Genomic DNA, 4,100 nt, shown 5'->3' on the forward strand with positions numbered 1-4,100 from the left:
CGGCCAGCGCGGGCGCGACGGCGAGGGGACGCCCCGCCGGACCGGCGAGGACACCGGCGTCCGCCGCCCCCGCGGCCATGCCCGGCCCCGCGAACGGGCCGAAGTTCACCGACAGCCACGGGCGTCCGGCCCGCCGCTCGGCCCCGGCGAAGGCGTCGAGGAAGGCGTTAGCCGCGGCGTAGGCACCGAGCGCCCCGGCGAGGCCGGGCAGCACCGACGCCACCGACGAGAACGCCACGCACAGGCCGGGCCGCCGGCCGTGGCGTCCGAGCGCCTCCGCCAGCAGAACGGTGCCGGCCGTCTTCGCCGCCAGGACGTCCAGCGTGTCCGCCACGTCCGTCCCGCGCAGACTGCCCGGCCGTACGACTCCGGCCGCGTGGAACACCGCGTCCAGCGGCGGCAGCCCGGCGACGAGCCGCTCCACCTGGTCCGGCACGGTGAGGTCGGCGGCCACGTAGCGTGCGTCCGCGCCGAGCGCGGTCAGCTCCTCCAGCAGACCCCGGGGCGGCCGCACGGAACGCCCGGTCAGCACCAGCACCGGCCGGCCGCGGCCCGCCAGATTCCGGGCGAGGGCCGACCCCAGGGCCCCGGCGCCGCCGGTGACGAGGTACGTGCCGTCCGCGGGCAGCCGGCCGGCGGCGGTCCGCGCACGGGTACCCGGTGCATCCGCGCCCGGCGCGGCCGGGTCCGCCGTCTCCGTGCCCGGTCCGGCCGTGACGGTCCGCCGCCACCGCCGGCCGCCCCGCCAGGCCACCGGCTCGGGTGCCTGCGGGGCCGCCAGCTCGGCGGCCACGGCCCGCACGCGGCTCGACTCGTCGTCACCGGAGGCGAGATCGACCCAGTGCGCCCAGGAGCCCGCCGACTCCGGGGCGACGGCCAGGGCCAGCCCGCCGAGGACCGCCTGCCCCGGCACCGGGCGCTCCGCACCCTGCCCGGTGACGTGCACGTCCTCGGTCACGAGCAGAAGCCGCCGCGCCCCGTACCGGTCCACCAGGGCCAGCGCGTCCCGGAACTGCTCCACCGCTCCGTGCAGGCCAGAGTCCGGCCCGGCCGCCGTTCCCAGCTGCCGCACCGGCCCGGCGAGCAGCAGCACCGTCGCGGGACGCTCACCGTCCGGGGCCGCCTCGCGGGCGTCACCGGCCACTGCCCGCACGCCCTCGGCCTTCAGCGCGTCCGTCAGGCGGCGCACCGCCACCTCGTCCGGCCCCGTCACCAGTACGGCCCCCGCAGGTCCCCCGGCAACCGGCGGCGCGGCGCGCCAGACCACCTCGTGCAGCAGCCCCACGCCGTCGGGCAGCGGGCTGGGCCAGTACCGGCGGCGCTGGTACGGGTAGGGCGGCAGGGGAACGCGCCGGGTGCCGGCGTCGAGTTCCGTGCGGTCCACCGGCACGCCCCGCACCCAGAGGCGGGCCACGGTCGCCATCAACTCCCGTGCCCCGCCCGGCCCGGTCACGGCGGCCCCGGCATCCTCGGGCCGGGCGGGCGCGGACACCACGAGGACGCCGCGCCCGGCATCGTCCGCGGTACCAGCCGTACCAGCCGCACCGACTGCCACACCTGTCGCCCCGCCTGTCGCCCCGCCTTCGGGGCCGCCGGTGGCGCTCACACCCGCGCGCACCCGGCATCGGGCGGCGACGGCGCGGACCGGACCGGCGAGGCCCCCGTCGGCCCCGAGGTCCACGAACGTGTCGTAGCCCTCCTCGACCAGCCGCTCGACCGCGCGGCCGAACCGCACCGGCCGCAGGGCGTGTTCACGGAGGTGCTCGGCGTCGAGCCGCCCCTCCCACCGGGCGGTGAGCGTACTCATCAGCGGCACGTCGGACGCGCTCGGTGCCAGCCGGCGGGCCGCCTCGGTGAGGGCGTCCGCCACCGGCTCCATCAAGGGGGAGTGGAACGCGCGGGTCACCTCCAGCGGGCGGACCGTCGCCCCCCGCCCGGTGAGCCGTTCCGCGGCTCGCCGGACCGCGTCCGGCGTGCCCGACAGCACCAGCCGGCCGGGCCCGTTGTACGCCGCGACCGCCAGGCTGCCGGCGGCGGCACCGACCAAGTCGGCCACCTCGCGCTCGTCGGCGCCGCGCACCGCGGCCATCGCACCCGGCGCGGTCGACGCGCCCATGAGCCGCCCGCGTTCGGCGGCGAACGCCAGCGCGTCGGGCAGCGACAGCATCCCGGCGACACAGGCGGCGGTGAGTTCCCCCACGCTGTGCCCGACCACCGCGTCCGGGCGTACCCCCCAGACAGCCAACTGCCGGGCGAGAGCCACTCCGTGCGCCACCAGCAGCGGCTGCGCGACCTCCGTCGCCGCCAACTCCCCGGCGTCCGGCGCGGTGTCGACGCACCAGGAGGCCAACTCCCGTCCGTGCACGGGGCCCAGCGCGGCCGAGGCCTCGTCGAGCGTCGCGCGGTACACGGGAGCCGTCGCGTACAGTTCCCGGCCCTGCGCGGGCACCGGAGCGCCCTGCCCGGGCAGGACGAACACGGTGCGCGGACGACGTGTCACCGTGCCCGTGGCTCCGATCCCCGCGCCACCATCACCGTCGTCCGCCCGCAGGGCGGCGAGCCGCTCCCACAGGTCACCGTCGACGACCACGGCGAGGCGGTGGGGGCGCTCGTCGCGGGCCAGTGCGGCCGACCGGCAGACGTCCCCGTCGGCGAGGTCCGGACGGTCGCGGAGATGGTCCGTGAGCCGTGCCGCCCACGCGTCGAGTCCCGCGGCGCTGCCCGCCGACAGCGTCAGCAGCCGGGGCCCGCCGCCGTCCCGGTGCGGTGGCCTTACGGGGGCGGGCGGGGCCTCCTCCAGCACGGCGTGCGCGTTGGTGCCGCCGAAGCCGAAGGCATTGACGCCCGCCCGGCGCGGACCGTCCGCTTCCCATCGGGTGGCCTCGGTGACCAGCGCGAACCCGGCCCGCTCGACGGCCGGCGAGGGACGGGCGCCGTGCAGGGAGGCGGGCAGCCGGCCGTGCCGCAGCGCCAGGACGACCTTCACCAGGGACGGCAGCGCGGCGGCGTTCAGCAGGTGCCCGATGTTCGTCTTCACCGAACCCAGCAGACGGTCCCGGCCGTCCGGGCGGGCCGGGAAGGCGTGGGCCAGGGACCGCAGTTCGATCGGGTCACCGACGGGGGTGCCCGTGCCGTGCGCCTCCACGTACGTCACCGAGGCCGGATCGACACCGCAGACCTCGTAGGCCCGGGTGATCACCTCGCGCTGGCGCAGCGGGTTCGGCGCCATGAGGCTGAGCGATGTCCCGTCGTTGTTGACGGCGGTGCCGCGGACGACGGCCAGGACGTCGTCGTCGTGCCGCTGGGCCGCGGGCAGGGGGCGCAGGACGAGGGCGGCTCCTCCCTCGCCCGGGACGAAACCGTCGGCGTCGGCGGCGAAGGCGCGGCTGCGGCCGGTCGGGGACAGGGCCTGTGCGCCTTCCAGGGCCCGGTGCGCGTCCGGGGTGAGATGCAGGTTGACGCCCCCGACGACCGCCAGGTCGCACTCGCCGTCCGTCAGGCTGCGCCGGGCCAGGTGGAGGGCCACCAGGCCGGAGGAGCAGGCGGTGTCCACGACGAGCGCGGGCCCGTCCAGGTCGAGGCAGTGCGCGACCCGGGCGGCCACCAGGTTGGGCAGCGTGCCGGTCAGGGCCGTTCCGGCGGGCGGCGTGTACGCCGGCCCGGCGTCGGCGAGGACCTGCCGGTAGCCGCTGTCGCCGACGGCCGCGAAGACGCCGACCCGCAGTCCGCGGCGGCGTGCCCCGGCGTATCCGGCGCGTTCCAGGGCCTCGTGGGCGAGTTCGAGGAAGATACGTGCCTGCGGGTCCAGGGCGCGGGCCTCCGCCTCGTCGACGGCGAAGTGACCGGCGTCGAAGGCGGCGGGATCGTCCAGGAAGGCACCCCAGCGGGCCGCCCCGGGCACCGCTCCCGCGTGCCTCCCGGTGCCGGAGTCGCCGTCGGGCTCCGCCCCCGCGTACCTCCCGGTGCCGGAGGCGCCGTCGGGCTCGGCTCCCGCGTGCCTCCCGGTGCCGGAGTCGCCGTCGGGCTCGGCTCCCGCGTGCCTCCCGGTGCCGGAGGCGCCGTCGGGCTCGGCCCCCGCGTGCCTCCCGGTGCCGGAGGCG

Annotated in this window: 1 protein-coding gene; it reads right to left on the reverse strand. The window is 78.3% G+C overall.

What is annotated here, in order from left to right; all coding sequences use genetic code 11:
* Positions 1–4,100, reverse strand: a 4,100-nt coding sequence (locus G3I53_RS33080) for a type I polyketide synthase (protein WP_164439065.1), incomplete at both ends; no start/stop codon positions are given.

This window comes from Streptomyces sp. SID14436 (assembly GCF_010548465.1).
Taxonomy (GTDB): domain Bacteria; phylum Actinomycetota; class Actinomycetes; order Streptomycetales; family Streptomycetaceae; genus Streptomyces.